This is a genomic window from Streptomyces sp. AM25 (assembly GCF_058146165.1).
The window spans coordinates 1-19,166 of the sequence record NZ_JBKIWN010000002.1 but is presented as its reverse complement, the minus strand read 5'-3'; the positions used below and the strand labels follow the sequence as shown (position 1 = coordinate 19,166).

Genomic DNA, 19,166 nt, shown 5'->3' with positions numbered 1-19,166 from the left:
GAAACCCACCTGAAAGAGGAACTCCCATGGAACAGAAAGACGTCTACGAGCCCCCGGTCGCAGCGGAGATCGGCGACTTCGCCGAGCTCACCCGCGGGTACCTGTACGGCGATTGCCCCGACTGGTACGGCGGCTGGAACTACGGCGAAGGCGCGCGGGGCTGAGGGGCCGGGAAGGGGGGAACTCCCATGGAGGAGAACGAGATCTACGAGCCGCCCGTCGTGGTCGGGCTCGGCGAATTCGCCGAGTCGACCCGCGGCACCTACTACGGCACGAACGTGGACGGGTACTTCACCGGCTGGTACTACCCGGACAGCGCACGGGGCTGAGCCCCTGCGAAAGAGGAGCTTTCATGGAACAGCAGCACATCTATGAGCCCCCCGTCGTGGTGGAGCTCGGCGAATTCGCCGAACTGACCCGCGGGCCCATCACGTACGGCCACGCCGACTGGTACGCCGGTTACTACGTGATCACGGGCACACGGGGCTGAGTATCCGTGGCGAGCGAGGTGTGGTTCGCGGTTCTGCCGGACGGTGAAGCAGGCCTCGCCGCGGCCCGGGCGCTGCTTCCCCGGGTCTCCCGGGTGATCCCGCACGCATCGGGACGACCGTGGCTGCTGGGCGACTGGCCGGAAGGCCGGGTGACCGTGGCAGCAGAGGGGGAAGCGCGGCTGGCGGTGATCGGGCGCTGCCCGGTCGCCGCCGGTGCGCTGGCGGCACGTTCGCGGAGGGTGCGGAAGGTCTCGGACGTGGAGGGAGCGGTCCGCGGCCTGGCGGGCAGCTTCCACGTGGCCGCCTCGGTCGCCGGCCGCGTCTACGTGCGCGGCAGTGCGTCCGCGGTGCGGCGGGTCTTCCACGCCCGGGTGCACGGCGTGACCGTGGCGGCCTGCAGTCCGTACCGGCTCGCGTCACTGACCGGTACCGGAATGGACGAGGCGGTACTGGCGCTCTCCCTGCTGTCCATGCCGGTCTTCCATCCCCTGGACGCCTTGTGCGTGTGGCGGGGAGTCCGAGCACTGCACCCCGGCCGGTACATGCTCGTCGAGGGGGACGGCCGGGCGCGCACCGGCACGTGGTGGCAGCCGCCGGACCCGGAACTCTCCCGCACCGAAGGCGTGGTGGCGGTGCGCCGGGCACTGGTCGACGCCGTGGAGAGCTGCACCGCGGGCGGCGGCACGATCAGCGCGGACCTCTCCGGCGGACTGGACTCCACCAGCCTGTGCTTCCTCGCCGCCCGGGGCCCGGCACGGCTCGTCACCCTGCACCTGACCGGCACCGACCCGGACAACGACGACACCGCATGGGCCGTACGCGCCACCGCCGCACTGCCGGACGGCGAGCATCTGAGGCCGGAGCACGACCGGTTGCCCGCGTGGCTCACGGGACTGGACAGCCTGGACATCCCCGCCGACGAACCCGGCGGCTGGGTACGGGACATCGGCAGATACGCGGCCCTCATCCCCTCACTGGCCGGCCGCGGTTCGCGGCTGCACCTCGTCGGCATCGGCGGGGACGAACTGTTCTGCGCACTCCCCCCGCACCTGCACGACTACATCAGACGTCACCCATGGGCGGCCGCCGCCCGGATCCGGCGTCAACGGGCCGCAGAATCGGCTCGGTTGTGGCCCGTGGTCCGCGAGCTGACGGACCGGAGTACCTACGCGCGGTGGCTGGCCGGCGCGGCGGACCACCTCACCGATCCGGCACCGCCCGCGCGTGGGCGCGAGTTCCCCTCCCTGGCCTGGGGGCCCGAACTCCGCATGCCCCCGTGGGCGAGCCCCGAGGCCGTCGGCCTGGTGCGCCACCTCCTCCGCGAGGCCGCCGACGGCGCCGGGCCGCTCACGCCGCAGCGCGGCCAGCACGCCGCCCTCACCTGCCTCCAGACGGGCGGGCGCGGCATCCGGCACATGAACCAGGTGACCACCGGCCTCGGCCTGGAGTACGCCGCCCCCTACCTCGACGACAACGTCCTCGACGCCGCGCTCTCCGTCCGCGTCCACGAGCGCAACGCGCCCCGCCGCTACAAGCCGGTTCTCACCACCGCGTTGCGCGGCATCGTGGCCGACCCTCTCCTGGAGCGTTCCACCAAGGGCGACTTCACCGCCGACTTCCATACCGGGCTGCGCGCCAACCGGGCCGCCCTCCTGCGCCTGTTCGACGACTCCCGGCTCGCACGGGCGGGGCTGATCGATGCCGACGCCTTCCGCGCGAGCCTGCTCGGCCTGCAGACCGGGCCGGACGCGCAGCGTCTCCTGGAGCCCACCCTGGCCTGTGAGGTCTGGCTGCGCTCCCGGCCCGGCAGCACCGCACCACCGCGCACCGCCGTCCCCACCGGAGAACGCCCATGACCCTCACCCTGCGCGCCGACGTCTCCGCGGCCGACACCGACGACGGCATGGTGCTGCTCGACGAGGTCAACGGCCGCTACTGGCAGCTCAATACGACCGCCTCGCTCATCCTGCGCGCCCTCCTCGGCGGGGACACCGTGCAGCAGACCGCACACCGGCTCGGCGAGCGCTACCCGCAGCTCGCCGCAGAGCGCACGGCTCAGGACGTGGCCGCCCTCATCCGCACACTGCTCGACGCACGTCTGGTGGTGCGGACATGAGCCAGCAGATGGTCGCCGAGGCCCGAGAGCACCTTCCCCTCCTCCGCCGTCCGCCCGTCCTCCTCGCCGTCGGGACCGCCCGGCTGCTCGTCCGGCTGTCGCCCCGCCGCCTGCGCCGCGTGCTCGCACAGCTCCGCCGCGGTGCCGCGCCGGCCACCGCCCCGCAGGCCCGCGCCGCCCGGCGCGCCGTGGTCGCGGTCAGCGCCCGCTGCGCCGGAGAGGGCTGCCTCCAACGCTCCGTGGCCACCGCCCTGTTGTGCCGGCTGCGCGGCACGTGGCCGGACTGGTGCACCGGGGTCCGCACGAGCCCGTTCCGTGCCCACGCCTGGGTCGAAGTGGACGGCCGGCCGATCGACGAACCGCACGCGGCCGGGGCGTACCGCACGCTGATGACCGTACCGAGCCTGCAGCGCACCCGCCCGTGACCGACGACCGGCCGACCGTCCTCGCCCGCGGGCTGCGCAAGACCTACCCGGGCGGCACCGAGGCCGTGCGCGGCGTGGACCTGACCGTGCACCCCGGAGAGACGTTCGGCTTCCTCGGACCCAACGGCGCCGGCAAGACCACCACCATCGCCATGCTCTGCACCCTCGCCCGGCCCACCGCCGGGCGCGCCCTCGTCGGCGGCTGCGACGTCGCCGCCGACCCCGGCGCCGTGCGCCGCCGCATCGGCCTGGTCTTCCAGGAGTCCACCGTCGACCCCGACCTCACCGCCGCCGAGAACCTGCGCTTCCACGCCGAGCTCTACGCCCTGCCGCGGCGCACCGCCCGCACGGCCACCGCCGACATGCTCTCCCTCGTCGGTCTGACCGCCCACCGCGACCGGCTCGTACGCACCTTCTCCGGCGGCATGAGGCGCCGCCTGGAGATCGCCCGGGGGCTGCTCCACGCCCCCCGGGTGCTCTTCCTCGACGAGCCCACCGCCGGCCTCGACCCGCGCTCCCGCGCGCAGGTCTGGGAGCACCTGCACGAGGTCCGCACCCGGCACGCGGTCACCCTGTTCCTGACCACCCACTACCTGGACGAAGCCGAACACTGCGACCGGATCGCCGTCATCGACGACGGCCGCATCGTCGCCGAGGGCACCCCGGCCGCCCTCAAGGCCGCCATCGGCGCCGACCGGATCGATCTGCGCACCACCGACGACCGCGCGGCGGCCGCCCGGCTCCGCGACCTCTTCGGCCTCGACGCCGTCCCGGCCGCGGCGGGCCTGCGCGTCCACGTCCCCGACGGCGCCGCCTTCGTCCCCGCCCTCTGCACCGGACTCGGCGTGCCGCTGCTGTCCGTCGCCGTCACGCAGCCCAGTCTGGACGACGTCTTCCTGCGCTGCACCGGCCGCACCCTGCGCGACACGGAGGACGCACCGCCATGACCGGGCACCGGACCGCTCGACGCACCCGGATCTACGGGGAGTTGCGCGCCGCGCGCGTCGTCTGGCAGCGCGAGATGATCCATCTCCTGCGCGGCCGGACCCGGGTGGCCCTGACCCTGCTGCAGCCGCTGCTCACCCTGCTCGTCCTGGGCACCGGCCTGGGCACCCTGGTCCCCGGGAACTACCGCGCCTTCCTCTTCCCCGGCGTCCTGCTCATGACCGTCCAGACGCCCGCGATCGCCGCAGGCGCCTCCCTCGTGTGGGACCGCGAGGCGGGCTTCCTGCGCGAAATGCTCGTCGCCCCCGTGCACCGCGCCACACTCCTGCTGGGCAAGTGCGCGGGCGGCGCCACCGTCGCCACCTGCCAGGGCGTCCTCCTCCTCGCCCTCGCCCGCACCGCCGGCGTCCCCTACGACCCCGTCCTGCTCGCCGTCCTCACCGCCGAACTCGCCCTCGCCGCCCTGGCGCTGACCTCCCTCACCGCCCTCGGCGCCGTCTGCATCACCCGCCTCCACACCTTCCAGGCCGTCCTGAGCTTCGCCCTCATGCCGATGCTCTTCCTCTCCGGCGCGATGTTCCCGCTCTCCGGCCTGCCGCACTGGCTGCTCGTGCTCTGCCTCGCCGACCCCCTGACGTACGCCCTCGACCCGCTCCGCCAGGCGATCGCCCGCGCCGCACCGCCCGGCGGCCCCGCCCTCTCCGCCTGGCCCCTCGGCCACCGGCCACCGGCCGCGGCGGAACTCGCGCTGACGGCACTGATCGCGGCGGCGGCACTGGCCCTGGCGGCACGCCGGTTCGCGCGGCCGGACTAGGGGGCCCGTTCGGATGAATGTCATGGGCCGGTCCTTTGGGACGGGGGCTCCCCGGTAACGACTGTGGTGCATCCGCACCCCGGCCGCCCGAGAAAGGGAATCCCCGTGCCCGCACCCTCCGCACTCGACCACAAGGCCCGTACGTACAGCCTGGCCCACGCGTACTGGCTGGCGCAGGCGTCCGACCTCGCCTACAAGGACAAGGCCACCATCGAGGCGCAGGCACGCAGTTGGGGATTCGACCGGGTGCGGCACCACGAGACGCGGTTCACGCCGCCGTTCCCGCTGGAGGACACCCAGGCCTGCACCATGGCCAGTGACGACATGATCATCACCGCCTTCCGGGGCACGGAACCGTCGGAGATCCGCGACTGGCTCTCCGACGCCGGCACCACGCCGTGGCCGGGCCCGGCGAAGACCGGATACGTGCACTACGGCTTCGGCCAGGCCCTCGAATCGATCTACCCCGGCGTCAAGGACGCCCTCGACGAGTTCCGGACGAACGGCCAGACCCTGTGGTTCACGGGTCACAGCCTCGGCGGCGCCCTGGCCATGCTCGCCGGTGCGCGGCTCTACCTGGAGGATCCGAAGCTGCTGGCCGACGGCGTCTACACCTACGGTCAGCCCCGCACCTGCGACCGGCTGCTGGCCGCCGCGTACAACAAGGGCTTCAAGCAACGCATGTTCCGGTTCGTCAACAACAACGACATCGTGCCGCAGCTGCCGCCCGAGCCCGCATACACGCACGTCGACGCCCTGCGGTACATCGACTCCGGCGGCAAGGTGCACGACACGATCTCGTTCTTCGACGGTCTGACGGACCGGGCCAAGGGCCTGACGGCCGATGCCTTCGCCCCCGCGAGCGCCGGTGTGCGGGACCACTTCATGCGCAACTACATCGCCGCGCTGGAGAAGAACCTGAACTGAGCGCTTGGTGAAGTGCGGTGCGTGATCGCGCCCCGAAGGGGCCCGGGGCCCTGCTGAATATGCGGCTCCGGCGCCCGGCCCACAGGGGAGGGGCCGGGCGCCGGAGCGGTCTTGGGACCGGTGCGCGTCAGATCGTCGCGGTGTCGATGACGAACCGGTAGCGCACGTCGCTGGCCTGGACCCGCCCGTACGCCTCGTTGATCTGGTCGGCGCGGATCAGCTCGATGTCCGCGGCGATGCCGTGCTCGCCGCAGAAGTCCAGCATCTCCTGGGTCTCCGCGATGCCGCCGATCATCGATCCGGACATCGACCGCCGCTGGCGGAAGAGGGCGGACGCGGTGACGGTCAGCGCGTTCTCGGGGGCGCCGAGCTGGACCAGGGTGCCGTCGGTCTTCAGCAGCCCGAAGTACGCGTCCAGGTCCAGGTCCGCCGAGACGGTGTTGAGGATCAGGTCGAAGGTGCCGGCCAGGGCCTCGAAGGTGGCCGGGTCGGCGGTGGCGAAGTAGTGGTCCGCGCCGAGCCGCAGGCCGTCGTCCTTCTTGCGGAGGGACTGGCTGAGCACGGTGACCTCGGCGCCCATGGCGTGGGCGATCTTCACGCCCATGTGGCCCAGCCCGCCGAGGCCGACGACGGCGACCTTCTTGCCGGGGCCGGCCTGCCAGTGGGCGAGCGGCGAGTAGAGGGTGATGCCGGCGCACAGCAGCGGGGCCGCGGCGTCCAGCGGAATGCCCTCGGGGATGCGCAGGGTGTAGTTCTCGTCGACGACGATGTGCGTCGAGTAGCCACCCTGCGTGAACTCACCGTGGCGGTCGGTGGCGGCGTAGGTGCCGACCAGGCCGAGCTCGCCGGTGCAGTACTGCTCCAGCCCGGCCTGGCAGTTGTCGCACTCGCGGCAGGAGTCGACGAAGCAGCCGACGCCGACGCGGTCGCCGACGGCGTAGCGGGTGACGCCGGGACCGACCTCGGCGACGATGCCGGCTATCTCGTGGCCGGCGACGATCGGGAAGGTCTCGTGGCCCCACTCGCCGCGCACGGTGTGGATGTCGGAGTGGCAGATGCCGGCGTACTTGATGTCGATCAGGATGTCGTGCTCGCCCAGCGCGCGACGGGTGATGGTGATGCGCTCCAGGGGAGCCTTGGGGGCAGGAGCCGCGTAAGCGTGGGCAGTGGTGTGCGTCATGTCCCCGATCCTGCGGCAGCCGGAAGATCGCAGCCAGGACTCGGCTGTGCCTACGCTTGCGGTTCCTACCACTGGCAGGACCACCCTCGGCGTCCGGCGGCACCCGCATACTGGTGGGTATGGACCAGCGCACCGAACTGAGCGAGTTCCTCCGCTCCCGCCGCGCCCGGCTGCGGCCGGAGGACGTGGGGCTGACGGCGTACGGGGCCCGGCGGCGGGTGCCGGGGCTGCGGCGCGAGGAGCTGGCACAGCTGGCCGGTGTGAGCGTCGCCTACTACACGCGGCTCGAACAGGGCCGCGGGCAGAACGTCTCGGCGTCGGTGCTGGACGCGATCGCGAATGCGCTGCGGCTGGACCGGGCCGAGCGGGACCACCTCACGCACCTGGCCAGGCCGGCCGGGCGCCGCACGCACACCGCGGCCGCCCGTCCGCAGCGGGTGCGGCCGGCGGTGCAGAACCTGATCGACACCATGGAGAACGTGCCGGCGTACGTGCTCGGGCGCCGGATGGACATCATCGCCTGGAACCGGCTCGCCTGCGCCCTGCTCGGCGACTTCCCCGCGATGCCCACCCAGCAGCGCAACATGGCCTGGCAGGCCTTCCTGGAGCCGGCCACGCGCGAGCTGTACGCGGACTGGGAGTCCAAGGCGGCCGACCTCGCCGCGATGCTGCGGCTGGAGGCGGGCCGCCGCCCCGACGATCCCCGGCTGACGGCGCTGGTGGGCGAACTCTCCGTCAAGAGCGAGGAGTTCCGCAGCCTGTGGGCCGCGCACAACGTGCGGGACAAGTGCTACGGGGTGAAGCGGCTGCACCACCCGGTGGTGGGCCCCCTGACGCTGGCGTGCGAGACGCTGGTGCTGCCGACCGACCTGGACCAGCAGTTGGTCACGTATCACGCCGAGCCGGGTTCGGAGTCCGCCGAGTCGCTGCGGCTGCTGGCCAGTTGGACGCTCGGCACGGCGCCGGAGGTGCCGGCGCGCTCCTCCTGACCCTTCCCGCACGCGGGCGCGGCGCGGCCCCTGGGCCCGGGGGAAGGTCCAGGGGCCGCGCCCGTGCGCCTGCCGGTGGCGCGTCCGAAGGGGTTCCTACGGGAGCGTGGCGCCTGTGGCGCTCAGCGCCGCGGGAACCGGCTGGAAGAAGGTCTCGCCGCCGTTGGTGCAGTCGCCGCTGCCGCCGGAGGTGAGGCCGAGCGCACTGTCGTTGTCGAAGAGGGCTCCGCCGCTGTCGCCGGGCTCGGCGCAGACGCTGGTGTCGATCAGACCGTTGACCGTGCCCTCCGAGTAGTTGACGGTGGCGTTGAGGCCGGTGACCTGACCGCCGTGGAGCTGGCTGGTGCTGCCGCTGCGCTGGACGTTCTCGCCGACGGTCGCGTCGGCGGCCCGGCTGATGTTCTGCGTACTGCCGTTGTAGAGGTCGACCGCGCTGGGGTGGTCGACGCTGCCGGTGTAGGCCACGAGGGCGTAGTCGGTGCCGGGGAAGGACGAGGTCTCGGTGGAGCCCGCCTGGGATCCGCCCTGGGAGTCGGACCAGGTGGCCGAGGCGTTGCCGCAGTGCCCGGCGGTGAGGAAGTAGGGCTGGCCGCCCTTGGTGACGTTGAAGCCCAGTGAACAGCGCACTCCGCTGCCCCAGATGGCGTCGCCGCCGGCGAGCAGCGGCCGGAAGGTGCCGGAGGTCCGCTGAAGGGTGGCCTTGTCTCCGAGTTGCGCGACGACCTTGTTCAGCTGCTGGAGCCTGTCGCCCTTGACGGTGCTGTCGGCCTTGACGACGACCTTGTTGGTCATGGGGTCGACGGACCAGGCGGTGCCGGGGATGGCGGCCTGCTGTTCCAGTGTCCGTCTGGCCGAGGCGAGCTGGGCGGCCGAGTGCCGGACGTACCGGGCCTCCGCGCCGGCTGCCCGCACCTTGGCGGCGGCGGATGCGTCGGTGACGTCGACGACGAGCCTGCCCGCCGCCGCGTCGTAGTACGAACCCGCCGTGCCGGCCCCGAGGCCGGCCGCCAGGTGCTGCCCGATCTGTGCGGCCTGGGCCGCGGACATGGCGGTGGTGTCGGACGCCGGAGCGGCGTGGGCGGTCTGGAGGGTGAGGGAGGATGCCGTGGCCAGTGCCACGGCGCCGGCGACGGCCAGGGCCGTGCGCCTCCTGGGTATGCGTGAGTCCTTCAACTCGGGCCTCCTGTGAGGGGGGTGTGCCCGCCGTGGTCGGCGGGCCCGGAGGACGTGGCGGCCTGAGACGCGACCGAAATGCGTCGCGTTCATGCCAAGAGTCGTGCGATCGAGTATCGGGCCGGCCATGGCACCCCACAAGAAAACATCCGGTCGCACACGATCGCGCGCCACGGGCCCGCCGCCTTCGATTCCACTCGGGAGCACCGGAGGTCACAGAGGTGCGCACGGATGGCAACTCCCGTACGCGCAACGGCGATTAACGGACGGTGAGGGAGCGGGCTGTCCGATACCCGTCGTCCGTGCCCCGTGAACACGCCGGCCCGGCTGTGCATCCGTGCGGCCTTCTGTGCGGAAGTGGTCCGTCCGACCCGGCGGAAGCACGCCACCGGAGACACCGGGGATGGAGATCCTCAAGCGAACCCTCCGCGGCTTTCATCACATTGAGGGCAAGAACGACAGCCCGCCCCGGGCCCTGCCGCCGTGCCGACGGGGCCGGGGACTTCGGCGGTGCTGGTGGGGGCGGTGCTGCAGGGGTGGCCGACTGCCGGCGGAACTTCGGGCCAGGGCCCAACGGCCCCGGAGAAGGGCCGCTCGGCCCCGGCGCCGGCCGGGGCCGGGGCGGCATGCTGACGGAGACCGATCCGGAGGTCTCCGCCCACGGCCGCACCCGGTGTCCGCCCGGCCGATCCCTCAACCTCCCGACCGCGCAGGCACGGTGTCAGGCACGGTGTGCGGCCCTCCGGACGGTCGGCGTCCGGTCGCCTGTCGTGGCTCCCCCGTCCTCCCTGGCGGCCGGGCGCGTGCACGGCTGCGCGCCCTCACTGCTCCGTGTGGTGCCGGTGCCACGGATGACGCAGCCGCACCCAGACGTCCCGGGCCCCGCGTCCGGCCTCGACCCGGCTGCGGGCCACGAGTTCGCGGGCCTTCTCCTCACTCTCCACCATCGGCCCGGAGCCGCGCAGCGGCCGGCCGGCCGTCTCATGCAGGAAGAAGGCAGAGACGAAGCCGATGGCACCGGCCGCCATCAGGTAGTAGGCCGGGATCATCTTGTTGTGGGTGTTCTCGATCAGGGCGGAGACCACCAGCGGGGTGGTGCCGCCGAAGAGCGAGACGGAGATGTTGTACGAGACGGAGAGCGCTCCGTAGCGCAGCCGGGTGGGGAAGAGCGCGGGCAGGGTGGACGCGGCGGTGCCCGCGAAGCAGACCAACAGCAGGGCCAGGACGAGACACCCGATGGCCGGCAGCACCGCCCCCTGCGCACGGATGAGCAGCAGGGCGGGGACGGCCAGGGCCACCAGGGCGGCGCTGCCGCCCATGAAGACCGGCCTGCGCCCCCAGATGTCGGAGTAGCGGCCCACCGTGGTGATGGTGAGCGCGACGACGATCATGCTGCACAGGACCAGCAGCTGCGCGGTGGTGGAATCCTTGCCGAGCGTCTCGGTCATGTAGGTCGGCAGGTAGGAAGTGACCATGTAGCTGGTCACGTTGTAGACCACCACCAGGCCCATGCAGATCAGCACCGCGTGCCAGTGTTTGGTGAAGGTCTCCTTCAACCGCCCGTGCCCGGACTGCCGGCCCTCTTCGGCGTGCTCGGCCAGGGCCTGGGGGGATGCGTCGGGGTCGCCGGCCATGCCGGCCGCGCCGACCGAGGCCGCGGCGCGGAAGGCGGGGGTCTCCTCCAGCTTCATCCGCATGTAGAGCCCGATCAGGCCGAGCGGACCGGACAGCAGGAAGGGCAGCCGCCAGCCCCAGTCGACCATGGTGGTCTCGCCCAGGGTCGCGGTGAGCGTGGTCACGAGCGCGGATCCCAGTACGTATCCCACGAAGGTGCCGAAGTCCAGCCAGCTGCCCAGGAAGCCCCGGCGCTCGTCCGGGGAGTACTCGGCGATGTAGGTGGTGGCTCCCGCGTACTCGCCGCCGGTGGAGAAGCCCTGCACCAGCCGGCACACCAGCAGCAGGATGGGCGCCAGCAGGCCGACCGTCCCGTAGCCGGGCAGCAGGCCCACCGCGAAGGTGCTCACCGCCATCATGATCATGGTGGCCGCCAGCACCCGCTGCCGCCCGATGCGGTCGCCCAGCGGCCCGAAGGCCAGCCCGCCCAGCGGGCGCACCAGGAAGGCCACGGCGAAGGTGGCGAAGGACGCGATCACCTGGATGCCGGGGGAACTGCCGGGGAAGAAGACCTTGCCGAGCACGGCCGCCAGGTAGGCGTACACGCCGAAGTCGAACCACTCCATCATGTTGCCGAGCGCCGCCGCGGAGACGGCCCTCCGCACCTCGGGGCGGTCGGTGACCACGACCTCGTCGAGGCTCAGCGCGCTCTTGCGGCGGCGCAGCATGATGCGTACGAGCCGGTCGGTCGCGGGAGTACTCTCCCGCGGCGACCTGACCTGACCGGGCCTCGGGTGCTTCCTGCGGTCGGCATCCATATACCTATTCAATCCTTATGCGCGATTTGGTGCTTTTTCTGGCCGAGCGAAACGGGCCAGCCGCGCGCTTACCCGAACGCGCCGATCGCACGCACATTCGTACACAGGTAAAATGCTCGCCTTCGAGAAACCGTCCACTGCGGCCGGACCAGGCGCGCAGCAGCGCGCCGTGCGCCCCGTCCAATGCCTCCGGAAGGTCGTCTCCGCGGCAACCGGTCCGCAGGCCACCGCGTCTCACCGGAAAAACCGGCGGTGGCACGGCGGCCGTCCCGGCCGAAGGGGGCGAAGCGCACATGACCGACTCGCAGTGGCGCCACATCGCGACGGGGATCGACATCGTCTGCTGGCTGACGTTCCTGGCCGTATGGGCCGTCGGCGCGCTCTACAACGCCCGCCGGTCCGCGGCCGTGCGCAAGCGCGGCCAGCCGCTCCAGCGGTGGAGCGTCCTCGCCGGGATCGTCGTGGCGGTGACGGTGAACACCCTGCTGCCGCACGGCACATGGGACCCGCTCACCGTCCACGTGCAGTGGCTGCGCGCCGTCGGCGCCGTCGTGCTGATCGCCGCGACCGCCTTCGCGATCTGGGCCCGCATCCGCCTCGGCCTGATGTGGACCTCCGCCCCCGTGGCCAAGCAGGGCCACGAACTGCGCACCGACGGCCCCTACGCGATCGTCCGGCACCCCATCTACACCGGCATCCTCGGCATGTTCATCGGCACCGCACTGCTGATGCTCCTGGGCGGCTGGGTGGTGGCCGTCCTCCTCGCCGTCGCCCTCATGCAGTGGAAGATCAGCGTCGAGGAGAAGCTGATGACCGAGGAGTTCCCGGGCGCGTACGAGGAGTACAAGCAGCGCGTTCCCCGGGTGATCCCGCGCCTGCGCCGCCACGCGCGTACTCCCGCGGCGTAAGGACGTACCGACCGCAGGGAGTTGACGCGCCCGCCCCGGCTACTGCGGCGCGACGGCCGTGAGCCAGTCCTCGACGGTGAGGACGTCCGCCCACTGCGGGAACAGCTTTCCGGTGAGGACCCGCTGCACCTCGGGGTCGGTGTCCAGGCAGGCGTCCGCCAGGACGGTGAGGCCGAAGTCCAGGTCGTTGGCCTGGCACACCGTGTGCAGCACGACGCCGCTGGTGGCGATGCCGGCCAGGACGAGGCTGTCGATTCCGCGCGATCTGAGCACCACGTCGAGGTCACTGCCCGAGAACGCGCTCGCCCGTTTCTTGGTGACCACGATGTCACCCTGCCGGGGCGCGACGTCGGGGTGGATCCCGGTGCCGGGGGCGCCTTCGGCGAAGAGGCCGTCCCGTGCGATCGCGCTGAGCACCCGGTTGCGCGGGCTGACGTCCGGGTGGCCCGGCCGCAACGCGATGACCACGTAGATCACGGGTATGCCCGCCGCCCTGGCACCGCCGATCGCCCTGCGCAGGCGCGGCAGATATCCGGAGCCGTCGTCGACGATGTCCACGATGTCCTGTTGGACGTCCATCACGAGGAGCGCGCTGTTGGCCATGCGTGCCGTCCCTTCTCACTCGGAAAACAAGAGCAACTCTGAGTGGATCAACCAGGCTGCAGCGGAGAAATTCCGCACGTTCCGAGCGTGACGTCCCGGATCAGCCCCAGGTGAGCGGGTCGAGATGGAGGTAGAACCGTAGACGGTCGTGGTCGAGGGCGACGCCGTACCGCTCGGCGAACGCGGCATCGGCGGCCCGCGCCCGGTCCTCGTCGTCCCATGTCTCGCGCGCATTGGTGAGGAGCAGTGCCAGGTCGGCGTGGCGGTCGGCCGGCCCGAGGCGGCCCAGGTCGAGAAATCCCGCCACGTCCAGGGTCCGCGGGTCGAGGAGGATGTTGGGCAGGCACAGGTCCCCGTGGCAGACGACCGTATCGACGGCCTCCTGCTCCCGTCTCCGGGGAATCTGCGGGATGAGGCGGGCCAGCAACTCCGTGGCGGGCGTGTGCTGCTGATCGACTGGGAGGAACTCCGGGTTCACCGCGTCACGGGCCACGACGTCGCGTGCCACGGTCACCATGGCGTCCAGACCCCGGCGGAACGGGCACTGCGGCACGGGCAGTTCGTGCAGTCGGCGGACCGCCTCCGCGATGTGTTCCCAGGAGGCCCACAGGCCGGCCGCAGACATCCGATCGGCGGGTACACCGGAGACGGCGCTGGTCACCAGGCAGGCTCCCGCGTCGCCGGAGTGCCACTCCAACACCCCGGGCACCGGTACGCCCTGATCGCCCAGCCACCCGACCCGGTCGCGCTCTGCCTCCAGACCGGCCGCATCCACAGCAGGCACGCACTTGGCATACCGGGTGGCGTCCGCACTGCGGAAGACCGCGGCCCCCGACTCGCCCGCAGTGACGGGCAGCCAGTCCCCGTCGTTGCCGCCCGCGCCGAGCCGAACCGGCGACATGGTCCGGGATCCGGGGTGATCGCTCATGGCGGCCACTCTAGCCAGCCGGGTCCTCCGGCCGGGACCGATGCAAGCCCCGGCTGCCCGACCACCACGTCACCCTGCAGAGGCAGCCCGGCGGTTGGATGTGTTGCGGTATGCCGCATGACAGCGTTCCGCCCGTGGACACGGACAGCGACCAGGTTCTGTCCGGAGACCCGGGGAGGGGCCATCACCACGAAGGTGGCCGGGATGAGCGACGAGCAGCTCGGAGCCTGGATCGGCACCCTCGATCCGGCCCGGGCGGTGCGGATCCAGCAGGTGTACCCGCTCGCGTTCTCCGACCTGCACCTGCGGCACCGCCGCGGGCATCTGCTCGACGGGCCGTCCCGGGCCTTCCCGGAGGTGAAGTTCCTTCCCTAGGAGGGGGAGACGCCCGACGGCTCCGGGACGCGGTGGATCGCCGTGCGGGTGCCCGTGAGCGGGAGGCCCGTGGCGCCGTGCCGGGCCGCGACGAACTCCGCCGCGATCGACAGGGCCGTCTCCTGCGGCGTGCGCCCGCCCAGGTCCAGGCCGATGGGCGAACGCAGCCGCGCCAACTCGACGTCGCCGACCCCGACTTCGCGCAGCCGACGGACGCGGTCGTGGTGCGTGCGGCGCGAGCCCATCGCGCCGACGAACGCGACCGGTAGGCGCAGCGCGATCCGCAGCAGCGGCACGTCGAACCTGGCGTCGTGGGTGAGGACGCACAGCACCGTCCGTGCGTCGACGGCGGTGCGGCGCAGGTAGCGGTGCGGCCAGTCGACCACGACGGCGTCCGCCTCGGGGAAGCGGTCCGCCGTGGCGAACACGGGGCGCGCGTCGCACACGGTGACGTGGTAGCCGAGGAACTTGCCGACGCGGACCAGCGCCGCCGTGAAGTCGACCGCGCCGAAGACGATCAGGCGCGGCGGCTCCAGGCCCGATTCGACCAGGAGCGTCACCCCGCCGGGGCAGTGTGCGCCGTCCTGCGAGAGCTCGACGGTGCCGGTGCGGCCCGCGTCGAGCAGCGCACGGGCCTCGGCCGCGGCCGTGCGGTCCAGTTCGGGGCGGCCGCCGAGGCCGCCCTCGGAGGACCCGTCGGGCCGGACGAGCAGCATCCCGCCGAGGAGTCCGGCCGGGCCCCGGACGACCCGGGCCAGGGCCAGCGCCTCGCCGCCGGCGGCAGCCGTCAGCGCCCGGGCCAGCAGGGCCCGGCCCGGGGCGCCGGCCGGAAACGGGGCGGCCACGACCTCGAGGGTGCCGCCGCAGGTGAGCCCCACCGCGAAGGCGTCGTCGTCGCTGTAGCCGAACCGTTCCCGGAGCACCGCTCCGTCCTGGAGCGCCCGGACGCACAGGTCGTACACCGCCGCTTCCACACAGCCCCCGGAGACCGAGCCGACGGCCTCGCCGCGGCCGTCCACGGCCAGGGCGGCGCCGGGGCCGCGCGGGGCGCTGCCGCTCACGGACACGACGGTGGCGACCGCGAAGTCCCGCCCTTCGGCGGCCCATCGGGCCAGGTCCTCAGCTATGTCCAGCACGGTCCTGCTCCGCCGTCAGGACGCGGTCGGGCCGGATCGGCAGGTCCCGGTGGCGTACACCCGTCGCGTGCCAGACGGCGTTGGCGACCGCCGCCGCGGACCCCACCGTGCCGACCTCGCCGATGCCCTTGATCCCCACCGGGTCGTCCGGGTCCACGTCGTCCAGCCAGTCCGCCTCGACGGCGGGGACGTCCGCGTGGGCCGCGATGTGGTAGCCCGCGAGGTCGGCGTTGGCCAGGCCGCCCGAGGCGGCGTCCCGGACGGCCTCCTCGTGCAGGGCCATGGACAGGCCCCAGATCATGCCGCCGGTCAGCTGGCTGCGGGCGGCCAGCGGGTTGACGATGCGGCCCGCGGCGAAGATGCCGAGCATGCGCCGTACCCGGATCTCGCCGCTGCCGGGGTCCACGGCGACCTCGGCGAACTGGGCGCCGTAGGCGTGCCGTTCGTACGCGGCGAGGGAACCCACCGCCTCCCTCGTGTCGGATTGCACGGTGAGGCCGTCCGGCGGAATGTCGGCGCCGAGGGCGAGGCGCTCCCGCAGTTCGCGTGCCGCCAGGGTGACGGCCCAGCCCCAGGAGCGGGTGCCCATGGAGCCGCCGGCCAGCCACGCGTTGCCGAAGTCGCTGTCGCCGATGAGGACACGCACCCGGTCCGGCGCCACCTCCAGTGCGTCCGCGGCGAGTTGGGTCAGGGCGGTGCGCGCGCCCGTCCCGATGTCCGCCGCGGTGATGCGCACGGTGAAGGTGTCGTCCGGGCAGGCCGTCACGGCGGCGGTCGCCGGGAAGGCGCCGGTGAAGAAGGTGGACCCCGCCGTGCCGGTGCCCACGAGCCAGCGGCCGTCACGGCGCACGCCGGGCCGCGGATCGCGCTCGGCCCACCCGAACCGGCGGGCTCCCTCGGCGAAGCAGTCGGTCAGGCGGCGCCCGGCGAAGGGGAGTCCGGAGACGGGGCCGGCGACGGGTTCGTTGCGGGCGCGCAGGGCGATCGGGTCCAGGCCGCACCGCTCGGCGAGTTCGTCGAGCGCGCACTCCATCGCGAACGACCCGGGGGCCTCGCCCGGGGCGCGCATGTAGGTCGGCGTGGGGACGTCGAGACGCACGACGTTGTGGTCCGTGCGGTGGCCGCTCGCGTCGTACATGGAGCGCGCGTACGAGGCGCTCGGTTCGATGAACTCGCGGACCGTGGAGGTGGCGCTGAGCGACGTGTGCTCCAGGGCGCGCAGGCGGCCGTCTGCGCCGGCGCCCAGCCGGACGCGCTGGGCGGTGGGGCTGCGGTGGCCGATGAGCGAGAACGTCTGGGTGCGGGTGAGCGTGACGCGGACGGGCCGCCCGAGCAGGGTCGTCGCCATGACGGCGAGGATGAGGTGCGGGCGGACCTGGGCCTTGCAGCCGAAGCCGCCGCCGACGTGTTCGGAGCGCAGGTGCACCGAGGCGGGGTCGAGGCCGAAGAGCTTGGCGAGGTCCTGCGCCGTCGCGTACGCGCCCTGGGTGGTGTCGACGACTTCGAGCCGCCCGTCGTCCCAGCGCGCCATGGCCGCGTGCGGCTCCATCGGGTTGTGGTGTTCCTCCGCGGTGGTGTAGTGGGCGTCCACCACCACGTCGGAGGCGGCGAGTTCGGCCTCCACGTCGCCCTTGTCCGTGCGCGCCGGTCCCTGGACCACGGCCTCCGGTGTGTAGGCGCCGGGGTGTCCGGGGCGGAAGCCCACGTCGTGCGGTTCGGTGTCGTAGGTGACGACGAGCGTCTCGGCGGCCTCCCTCGCCTGTTCGGGGGTCTCGGCCACGACGAAGGCGACGGGCCAGCCCTGGTGCGGCACCCGGTCGTGCTGGAGGACCTGCGTGGTGGCGTCGGGCCCGAAGGTGCCGACGAATTCCTCCGTCAGGCGGGGTGCGTTGCCGTGGTGCAGGACCGCGAGCACGCCGGGCATCTTCAGGGCCGCAACGTCGTCCACGGAACGGACGCGGCCGCGGGCCACCGTGGACAGCACGATCCAGCCGTGGACGAGCCCGTCGGCCGGGAAGTCGGCGGCGTAGCGGGCCGCGCCGGTGACCTTGTCGCGGCCTTCCAGGCGGATGTGCGGCGCGCCGACGGCCCGGGTCGCGAGTCCGGTGGTCGTTGCCGGGGTCATCGGGCGGCCTCCTCGGCGAGTTCGGTCAGGACGCTGACGGCCAGGTTGCGCATGAGCGGCAGCTTGTAGCCGTTGTGCGGCAGGGGCCGGGCGGCGGCCAGTTCGGCGTCGGCGGCGGCCGCGAACGCCGCGGTCTCGGCCGGGCCCCCGGTCAGGGCGTGCTCCGCCTGCCGGGCCCGCCACGGGCGGGAGGCGACGGCGCCGAAGGCGAGGCGCACCTCGTGCACGACGCCCTCCCGGACGTCGAGGGCGGCTGCGAGGGAGCCGATCGCGAAGGCGTACGAGGCGCGTTCGCGCACCTTGCGGTAGCGGGAGACGGCGGCGACCGGCGCCGGTGGCAGGACGACGCCGGTGATCAGCGCGCCGGGCGGCAGCGCGGTCTCCAGCTGCGGGGTGCTTCCCACCGGCCGGTAGAACTCGGCGAGCGGCAACTCGCCCGGCCCGTCCAGGGTTTCGTAGGTCACGACCGCGTCGAAGGCGGCCAGGGCCACCGCCATGTCGGAGGGGTGCACGGCCACGCAGTGCGGCGAGGCGCCGAGGACGGCGTGGTTGCGGTGCTCGCCCGCGAGGGCGGCGCAGCCGCTGCCCGGCGCGCGCTTGTTGCACGGTGCGACGGCGTCGGTGAAATAGCCGCAGCGGGTGCGCTGCAGCAGGTTCCCGCCGACGGTGGCCATGTTGCGCAGCTGGCCCGAGGCGCCGGCGAGGACGGCCTGCGCCAATGCGGGGTAGTGACGGCGCACGTGGGGGTGTGCGGCCAGGTCGCTGTTGGTGACGGTCGCGCCGATGCGCAGGCCGCCGCCGGGGGTGGGCTCGATCCGGTCGAGGGGGAGGTCGCGCAGGTCGACGAGGAGCGCGGGCCGCTCGACCCCGTTCTTCATCAGGTCGACGAGGTTGGTGCCGCCGCCGAGCGGGCGGGCCTCGGGTTCGGCACCGAGCAGGGCGAGTGCACCGGCCATGTCGGCGGCGCGCTCGTAGCGGAACTCCCTCACTCCGACACCGCCTTGGCGGACCGGGCGACGGCCCGGACGATCGCCGGGTACGCGCTGCAGCGGCACAGGTTGCCGCTCATCCGCTCCCGGATCTCGTCGTCGGTGAGGGCGGGCGGGCCCGCGTCGGGGCGGAGGTCCGCGGTGACGGCGCTCGGCCAGCCGGCCGCGTGCTCCTGGAGGACTGCGAGGGCCGAGCAGATCTGCCCCGGGGTGCAGTAGCCGCACTGGTAGCCGTCGAGTTCGAGGAACGCCTCCTGCACCGGGTGCAGTCGGTCGCCGTCGGCGACGCCCTCGATGGTGGTGACGGCCCGTCCCTCGGCCGCGACGGCGAGCTGCAGGCAGGCGACGGCGCGGCGGCCGTCGAGCAGCACGGTGCAGGCGCCGCACTGCCCGTGGTCGCAGCCCTTCTTGGTGCCGGTCAGGTCGAGATGCTCGCGCAGCGCGTCGAGCAGGGTGGTGCGGTGGTCGACGGTGAAAGTGTGCGGTTTTCCATTGACATGCAACGTGATGACGCTGGACGTCGAGGCGGTCATGAACGGCCCTTTTCAGCGTGAGGGGTTCGCACTACGACAGCGACTGCTACTAAGGGTTGTCCCGTAAATGATCTACG

21 protein-coding genes are annotated in these 19,166 nt (G+C 72.8%); 12 read left to right on the top strand and 9 right to left on the bottom strand.

Annotated elements, in window-relative coordinates:
* Positions 1-26 precede the first annotated feature (26 nt).
* From ACLHRZ_RS02250 to ACLHRZ_RS02210, 9 genes are all read left to right on the top strand, one after another.
* Complete coding sequence (locus ACLHRZ_RS02250) at positions 27-164, top strand: lasso RiPP family leader peptide-containing protein (RefSeq protein WP_490416478.1); 138 nt, start codon at positions 27-29, stop codon at positions 162-164.
* A gap of 24 nt (positions 165-188) precedes the next feature.
* Positions 189-329: a lasso RiPP family leader peptide-containing protein gene (locus tag ACLHRZ_RS02245; RefSeq protein ID WP_490416477.1), complete on the top strand. Its 141-nt coding sequence runs from the start codon at positions 189-191 to the stop codon at positions 327-329.
* A 23-nt stretch (positions 330-352) separates the two neighbouring features.
* Positions 353-490, top strand: a complete 138-nt coding sequence (locus tag ACLHRZ_RS02240) for a lasso RiPP family leader peptide-containing protein (RefSeq protein WP_490416476.1) — start codon at positions 353-355, stop codon at positions 488-490.
* A 6-nt stretch (positions 491-496) separates the two neighbouring features.
* Positions 497-2,347, top strand: a complete 1,851-nt coding sequence (locus tag ACLHRZ_RS02235) for an asparagine synthase-related protein (protein ID WP_490416475.1) — start codon at positions 497-499, stop codon at positions 2,345-2,347.
* Positions 2,344-2,607, top strand: a complete 264-nt coding sequence (locus tag ACLHRZ_RS02230) for a lasso peptide biosynthesis PqqD family chaperone (RefSeq protein WP_490416474.1) — start codon at positions 2,344-2,346, stop codon at positions 2,605-2,607. The genes ACLHRZ_RS02235 and ACLHRZ_RS02230 overlap by 4 nt, the downstream gene beginning before the upstream one ends.
* Positions 2,604-3,032: a lasso peptide biosynthesis B2 protein gene (locus ACLHRZ_RS02225; protein WP_490416473.1), complete on the top strand. Its 429-nt coding sequence runs from the start codon at positions 2,604-2,606 to the stop codon at positions 3,030-3,032. The genes ACLHRZ_RS02230 and ACLHRZ_RS02225 overlap by 4 nt, the downstream gene beginning before the upstream one ends.
* The gene (locus tag ACLHRZ_RS02220; protein WP_490416472.1) at positions 3,029-3,979 is read left to right on the top strand and encodes an ABC transporter ATP-binding protein; all 951 of its coding nucleotides are present in this window, start codon (positions 3,029-3,031) and stop codon (positions 3,977-3,979) included. The genes ACLHRZ_RS02225 and ACLHRZ_RS02220 overlap by 4 nt, the downstream gene beginning before the upstream one ends.
* The gene (locus ACLHRZ_RS02215) at positions 3,976-4,791 is read left to right on the top strand and encodes an ABC transporter permease (RefSeq protein WP_490416471.1); all 816 of its coding nucleotides are present in this window, start codon (positions 3,976-3,978) and stop codon (positions 4,789-4,791) included. The genes ACLHRZ_RS02220 and ACLHRZ_RS02215 overlap by 4 nt, the downstream gene beginning before the upstream one ends.
* 105 nt (positions 4,792-4,896) lie before the next feature.
* Positions 4,897-5,718: a lipase family protein gene (locus ACLHRZ_RS02210; protein ID WP_490416470.1), complete on the top strand. Its 822-nt coding sequence runs from the start codon at positions 4,897-4,899 to the stop codon at positions 5,716-5,718.
* Positions 5,719-5,845: 127 nt separating this feature from the next.
* Here the strand turns inward: ACLHRZ_RS02210 and ACLHRZ_RS02205 are convergent, their stop codons facing one another.
* Positions 5,846-6,898 (bottom strand): NAD(P)-dependent alcohol dehydrogenase, encoded by a 1,053-nt coding sequence (locus ACLHRZ_RS02205; RefSeq protein WP_490416469.1) that lies wholly within the window; start codon positions 6,896-6,898, stop codon positions 5,846-5,848.
* 119 nt (positions 6,899-7,017) lie between these two features.
* Between ACLHRZ_RS02205 and ACLHRZ_RS02200 the strand changes: the two genes are divergently transcribed.
* Entirely contained in the window at positions 7,018-7,887 is an 870-nt protein-coding gene (locus tag ACLHRZ_RS02200) for a helix-turn-helix transcriptional regulator (RefSeq protein ID WP_490416468.1), read from the top strand.
* Positions 7,888-7,983: 96 nt separating this feature from the next.
* Here the strand turns inward: ACLHRZ_RS02200 and ACLHRZ_RS02195 are convergent, their stop codons facing one another.
* Both ACLHRZ_RS02195 and proP read right to left on the bottom strand, forming a co-directional pair.
* Entirely contained in the window at positions 7,984-9,060 is a 1,077-nt protein-coding gene (locus tag ACLHRZ_RS02195) for a S1 family peptidase (protein ID WP_490416467.1), read from the bottom strand.
* An 821-nt stretch (positions 9,061-9,881) separates the two neighbouring features.
* Positions 9,882-11,492: a glycine betaine/L-proline transporter ProP gene (proP, locus tag ACLHRZ_RS02190; RefSeq protein WP_490416466.1), complete on the bottom strand. Its 1,611-nt coding sequence runs from the start codon at positions 11,490-11,492 to the stop codon at positions 9,882-9,884.
* Positions 11,493-11,785: 293 nt separating this feature from the next.
* Here proP and ACLHRZ_RS02185 point away from each other — a divergent pair, with 293 nt between their 5' ends.
* Positions 11,786-12,400 carry a methyltransferase family protein gene (locus ACLHRZ_RS02185; protein ID WP_490416465.1) on the top strand — a complete coding sequence of 205 codons (615 nt, stop codon included), beginning with the start codon at positions 11,786-11,788 and terminating at the stop codon, positions 12,398-12,400.
* Positions 12,401-12,439: 39 nt separating this feature from the next.
* On the opposite strand, the gene ACLHRZ_RS02180 is transcribed toward ACLHRZ_RS02185, so the two are convergent.
* Entirely contained in the window at positions 12,440-13,003 is a 564-nt protein-coding gene (locus tag ACLHRZ_RS02180) for a cysteine hydrolase family protein (protein WP_490416464.1), read from the bottom strand.
* 100 nt (positions 13,004-13,103) lie between these two features.
* A complete protein-coding gene (locus tag ACLHRZ_RS02175; protein ID WP_490416463.1) occupies positions 13,104-13,931 on the bottom strand; it encodes an APH(3'') family aminoglycoside O-phosphotransferase in 828 nt (275 codons plus the stop codon).
* Between the two features lie 204 nt (positions 13,932-14,135).
* On the opposite strand from ACLHRZ_RS02175, the gene ACLHRZ_RS02170 reads away from it, so the two are divergent.
* The gene (locus ACLHRZ_RS02170; RefSeq protein WP_490416462.1) at positions 14,136-14,306 is read left to right on the top strand and encodes a hypothetical protein; all 171 of its coding nucleotides are present in this window, start codon (positions 14,136-14,138) and stop codon (positions 14,304-14,306) included.
* Here the strand turns inward: ACLHRZ_RS02170 and ACLHRZ_RS02165 are convergent.
* Genes ACLHRZ_RS02165 through ACLHRZ_RS02150 form a run of 4 tightly spaced genes read right to left on the bottom strand, consistent with a single transcriptional unit; the run spans position 14,303 to position 19,089 of the window.
* On the bottom strand, positions 14,303-15,442 hold the full coding sequence (locus ACLHRZ_RS02165) for an XdhC family protein (RefSeq protein WP_490416461.1): 1,140 nt from the start codon (positions 15,440-15,442) through the stop codon (positions 14,303-14,305). The two genes, ACLHRZ_RS02170 and ACLHRZ_RS02165, sit on opposite strands and share 4 nt — an antisense overlap.
* A complete protein-coding gene (locus tag ACLHRZ_RS02160; protein WP_490416460.1) occupies positions 15,426-17,567 on the bottom strand; it encodes a xanthine dehydrogenase family protein molybdopterin-binding subunit in 2,142 nt (713 codons plus the stop codon). Before ACLHRZ_RS02160 ends, ACLHRZ_RS02165 begins: the two co-directional genes overlap by 17 nt.
* Positions 17,564-18,556 (bottom strand): FAD binding domain-containing protein, encoded by a 993-nt coding sequence (locus ACLHRZ_RS02155; protein WP_490416459.1) that lies wholly within the window; start codon positions 18,554-18,556, stop codon positions 17,564-17,566. Before ACLHRZ_RS02155 ends, ACLHRZ_RS02160 begins: the two co-directional genes overlap by 4 nt.
* Positions 18,553-19,089 carry a (2Fe-2S)-binding protein gene (locus ACLHRZ_RS02150; RefSeq protein WP_490416458.1) on the bottom strand — a complete coding sequence of 179 codons (537 nt, stop codon included), beginning with the start codon at positions 19,087-19,089 and terminating at the stop codon, positions 18,553-18,555. Before ACLHRZ_RS02150 ends, ACLHRZ_RS02155 begins: the two co-directional genes overlap by 4 nt.
* Positions 19,090-19,166: the final 77 nt, after the last annotated feature.